This window comes from Synechococcus lacustris str. Tous, from assembly GCF_003011125.1.
In the GTDB taxonomy this organism is placed as follows: Bacteria; Cyanobacteriota; Cyanobacteriia; order PCC-6307; family Cyanobiaceae; genus Synechococcus_D; species Synechococcus_D lacustris.
In genome coordinates this window covers 1-4,351 of sequence record NZ_PXVC01000113.1, presented here as the reverse complement: position 1 = coordinate 4,351, position 4,351 = coordinate 1, and the positions used below count along the sequence as shown (strand labels likewise).

General features: G+C 47.4%; 6 protein-coding genes and 1 pseudogene. 3 read left to right on the top strand and 4 right to left on the bottom strand.

Features of this window, described 5'->3' with window-relative positions; all coding sequences use genetic code 11:
* Positions 1 to 562: pseudogene (locus tag C7K08_RS12865) on the top strand (carboxypeptidase M32); the annotation flags it as partial.
* Positions 563 to 595: 33 nt separating this feature from the next.
* On the opposite strand, the gene C7K08_RS12860 reads toward C7K08_RS12865, so the two are convergent.
* Positions 596 to 1,720 (bottom strand): DMT family transporter, encoded by a 1,125-nt coding sequence (locus C7K08_RS12860; RefSeq protein WP_106500971.1) that lies wholly within the window; start codon positions 1,718 to 1,720, stop codon positions 596 to 598.
* A gap of 93 nt (positions 1,721 to 1,813) precedes the next feature.
* On the opposite strand from C7K08_RS12860, the gene C7K08_RS12855 reads away from it, so the two are divergent.
* Positions 1,814 to 2,044 (top strand): hypothetical protein, encoded by a 231-nt coding sequence (locus C7K08_RS12855; RefSeq protein WP_241537262.1) that lies wholly within the window; start codon positions 1,814 to 1,816, stop codon positions 2,042 to 2,044.
* A gap of 7 nt (positions 2,045 to 2,051) precedes the next feature.
* Here C7K08_RS12855 and C7K08_RS12850 read toward each other — a convergent pair whose 3' ends face one another.
* The 3 genes from C7K08_RS12850 to C7K08_RS12835 form a co-directional block, all read right to left on the bottom strand.
* Entirely contained in the window at positions 2,052 to 2,540 is a 489-nt protein-coding gene (locus C7K08_RS12850; RefSeq protein WP_106500972.1) for a cupin domain-containing protein, read from the bottom strand.
* A 99-nt stretch (positions 2,541 to 2,639) separates the two neighbouring features.
* The gene (locus C7K08_RS12845) at positions 2,640 to 2,948 is read right to left on the bottom strand and encodes a nucleotidyltransferase family protein (protein WP_106500970.1); all 309 of its coding nucleotides are present in this window, start codon (positions 2,946 to 2,948) and stop codon (positions 2,640 to 2,642) included.
* Between the two features lie 457 nt (positions 2,949 to 3,405).
* Positions 3,406 to 3,786, bottom strand: a complete 381-nt coding sequence (locus C7K08_RS12835; protein WP_106500968.1) for a DCC1-like thiol-disulfide oxidoreductase family protein — start codon at positions 3,784 to 3,786, stop codon at positions 3,406 to 3,408.
* A gap of 155 nt (positions 3,787 to 3,941) precedes the next feature.
* Between C7K08_RS12835 and C7K08_RS12830 the strand changes: the two genes are divergently transcribed.
* Positions 3,942 to 4,351 (top strand): EamA family transporter (locus C7K08_RS12830; RefSeq protein WP_106500967.1); only part of this gene is annotated, 410 nt, incomplete at its 3' end.

Genomic DNA, 4,351 nt, shown 5'->3' with positions numbered 1-4,351 from the left:
GCGCTGGCACACTCATTTTTGTGCTGAACTTGGCAGCGATCCCTGGAATGGCAGCACAGGTTTTTGGCGCAGCCTTAATCCACTCCAGCCTGGCCTGATTCGAGTTGAAGCAGATGAACTCAGCTATTGCTTACACATCGTGTTGCGCTTTGAGCTGGAACTTGCCCTGATTGAGCAGGAGCTGCCGGCGGAGGAATTACCGCAACACTGGAATCAACGCCTAAATGAACTGTTAGGCATTCAGCCAGCAAATGATTCCGAAGGTTGCTTGCAAGACATTCACTGGGCTGAGGGCCTATTTGGTTATTTTCCTAGCTACGCATTAGGGCATCTGATCAGTGCCCAATTAGCGGAAGCAATGGAGAAGGAGCTGGGCGGAGAAGGTGCAATAGCTGCTGYGATCAGCGCTGGCCAGGARWCAACTCTTCTCCAATGGCTAAWCCAAAATGTTTATCCACTCGGCCGCAGTGTTAATAGCGAAGARCTTGTTGAAAAAGTTAGCGGTTAYCCCCTTAGCGCAGATCCATTTCTAAATTATTTRAGAAATAAATTTGAGGAGTAAATCYGAGGAAYAAATTCGCTGATAATTTATTAATTAATTAATTTCTTTATTTATTTGCTTYGGAAYAGYAKCATCGTTRTGATTATGGCGGTGATGCACATCGCTTRCATGGGGATGTTCGTGCTCAATCTCAACATGTTCATGGCYATGGGAATGCCAAAAGGCTTGCCCTAAAACCTCTACTTCATCTTCAGAAGAATGATCATGGATGTGGTGCGGATCAGCGCMGGATTGGTTGTGGTAATGGCGATGGGCGTGGCGCAWAGCACTATGGCGATGCCTGTGGGCATGGTTTTCTTTCAGCAGCACAACAACCCCCAACAGCATCARGGCTGAAGCCATCGCCATACCGTTGGAGAAAGGCTCCAACAACACAGCCAAACTAAAAATCAAACCCACAAAAGGTGCAGTTGAAAACACAAGCGCTTCACGGGCAGCACCCAAGTGGCGCAGCGCCACTAGATCCAGCCAAATCGACAAGCCATAGCCCACACTGCCGATCGCAACCAGGATTAATGAAAGCTGCCAACCCGGAAACAWCCCACCTGTTATCAAGGCCAGTAGCAACATGGGAACCGAGGCACCTATGGCCTTGAGCAGGGAAACCTGGAGGGGATCACGCAGGCTTAGGCGTTGGCTCAAGTTGTTATCAATGCCCCATGCCAAGCAGGCAATYGCAATAAACAAGGTGCCGTATAGGGACGCACCACTCCAGGAGCCATTAGTGAGCAAAACCGCTCCAAAAAGAATTAAGAAGGCTGCAATAAGGCCCCGGCGGCTGAGATGTTCACGGCCAATTAACACAGCTATCAACAACGTGAACACCGCTTCCAGGTTCAACAGCAGCGAAACTGAACCGGCAGAGAGCAGGCTGAGGCCTTGCACTAAACAGAGCGGCCCCACGATCCCACCAAGGGCAGTTAGCCCAAGTAAGGATGGAAAATCACGGCGCTGAACCCCGCAYTCCCYRTTGCTTMTRGGTATAACCAAGCGMACAAGTARTAGCGCCAGGCCCGCACCGAGGTAGAGCAGAGCAGCAATCACGAGCGGTGAACCCGAACGGCTCACAAGGCTGATTAATGGCGCTGATAGTCCGAACGAGATAGCGGCCAGRAGGCCAGCAATCAATCCCCAGCGCTGTTGGTTTATTAAGTTCATATAAAAAGATTTAACTCAGGTCGTTTGAGAAGATCATTGAAYATCWTGAGGTATTAACATGCAWTAGTTTATTACAGGAAGAGGAGCTATTTGATGGATATGGAATTTAAGGGATCCCTGGAGGAGCTCAAAGTCTTGGTTGCCCAGCTAGGGGTGCAAGTAACTTGGCATCACAAAGGAGCGTTTGAAATGGCCGTTTTTGAAGACGGTGTAAGCAACCTGAAGCTGAATTGGTGGCCGCGGGAAGGAACCCTGCGCCTAGTGGGAGATCCAGAGGTTCGCAACAAGATCCAAGTAAAACTTGAAAGGTTACTAAGCGAATAACTCTGGCTTAAATATACCTCTCAATAACACCTGGCGGATGTTCATTTTTGGGATAACTAGCTAACAAGCTGAAATCAGAAAAACAAAAACCAGGGCCCACGCAACAACTAACTAAACTCCATTCACCAGTGCTTCGTGCCGCTTGCCACCAGCCGGCAGGAATTACGGCAACAGGCTTCAATTCGGCATCCGCYARGGAAAAWCCCAGTAGCTGTTGAATTGCTGGGCCACCATCAGGCGACAGGCTAAAAAGTTCCAACGCATCACCGGCAATGAAATGCCAAGTTTCATCAGCTGCAGCCACCCTATGCCAACGGCTTATATCTCCGCYTTGAAGCAGAAAAAGTATCATYGTTAAAGCAGATCTTTGCTCACCGTCACTGCGGTTTACAGTGTGCTCGCTGCGATGCAGTTCCCGATACCAACCGCCTTCAGGGTGAGGGATCAATTGATAGCGTTCAATCAACTGATTTGCTGCGGTATCTRAAATAKTCATTTGATAGTTTCTGTTGATGGTTTCTGTTGGTTTTTTAAGAAGTAGCCGTTGCCTTYRCCACATTATGCTCTGGTAGGAGCTCTAATTTCAACGGATAGATCACGCGCCATATAAAAGCTTCTTTGTCCGGTCAATCTCACCGGCAATGATTTTATTTTTTACTGCTCCACTCATTACCAAGTCAACTTCTACCCGAAGAATCTTTCTAAATGCATCACGAGCATCTAGATAAGCATGAAATCTTTTAGTGATATCTAAAGGGCCAAACTCAACAAGTAGATCAATATCGCTTTCCCCAGGCCTGAAATCGTCCCTAAGGGCAGAGCCAAACACAAATAGACGCTCAATCCCGTATTTCTGGCAAGCGGCTGCGATCTCTTCTCGTTTCTCGTGGCTAAGCATAAACATGGTTGTGYTTTCCTGAAAGTGTTATCAACGGCCWGGGGTTTGGATGATGGGCATCGCTAAGGGAAATTAKCAGCCAAGCTAGGCACAGATTCGCAACTGTAATTYTCAACTTTTCGGCGTAGCTGCGCAAATGTTGGGTGGTTTGGMTCTAGGGCTTGCCACCACCAGCGGCCATCGGAATAACTAGGAACGCCTGCATTATTAGTGCGTGGTATTTGCAAATTCATTTTATGCCAGCGCAACACRATAAAATCACCAGGCAGCGTACCYGCRTTGCTATTTGGGATACCTACCGCATCCACTGCACCTTTATAGGCAATCGCCTCYARGGRATCCCCATCGCATCTGAAATTCTGCGATGCAGTKGTGCTAGCAAAGCTYCTTARTGGGCTTATAAACAACAAMAARCTGAAAATAAAAGTAAATAAAATTRCAGGCAAARTAGTTTTCATTGTGSTTAGATCTGCTGATTTGGATCTTCCTTAAGGCCTTGCAATTGCAATGCTKTTCTGCGGGCCCATAGCAACAAAGGATATAAACKGCGTGCCCGGGGCGGCGATGCAAATAGCTGCCCCAACAATAACAAAAGCGGATCACTGGGTTTTAGYGCAGYGCAGAGCTCAGCGATCGCATCRGCACCATGCCAGGCCTGGTCACCCTTGAGCAGCACAGCACCACGGGCAAAGTCCAACCCTTGAGCCTTTAATTTGGCYCGCAATTGATKATCAGCTCTACCATCACGAATTTCTAAATCCGGCACACCACCCACCAGCTCACTGCGTAAAGCAAAGTGCCGGCAGAAGGGACATCCGCCGTCGTATACAAGGATCTGAGCCATAAAGCCATTCTGACGTTTAACTGCGTCGTTGTGTGGCTGAATTACTCACTAGGCTGGCAGTTGCTGGGCATTTTTGCCACTGCCTTCGAGCAAAATCCCATGCTTTGAAAGTTCTAAATACACTTAACTTAAACATTTTCWAGTAATTAATTTAAATGGGCCAAATTCCAACRCTTCCTTTTTGGTTCATTTGGGCATTGTTGTCGGCAATTTTYGCYAGTGCATCTGCCGTACTWGGMAAAATAGGTCTTGAAAATGTTGATGCCGACCTGGCTACACTTATTCGCACAATCGTGATATCAATATTTCTTCCAGTACTAATTCTKGCCTCAGGGAAATTGAGCAATCCTTTTGAACTATCTCAACAAACATGGATATTTTTAACTATTTCTGGAATAGCTAGCGGTTTATCATCATTCTGCTTTTTTAGGGCCTTAAAACAGGGTGATGCTTCATTAGTAGTGCCCGTTGATCGCCTAAGCCTCTTAATGGTGGCGCTSATAGGCTTTGCTTTTCTTGGTGAACGTCCCTCCCTTATTGGTTGGGCAGGGCTGTTGGGCTGTTG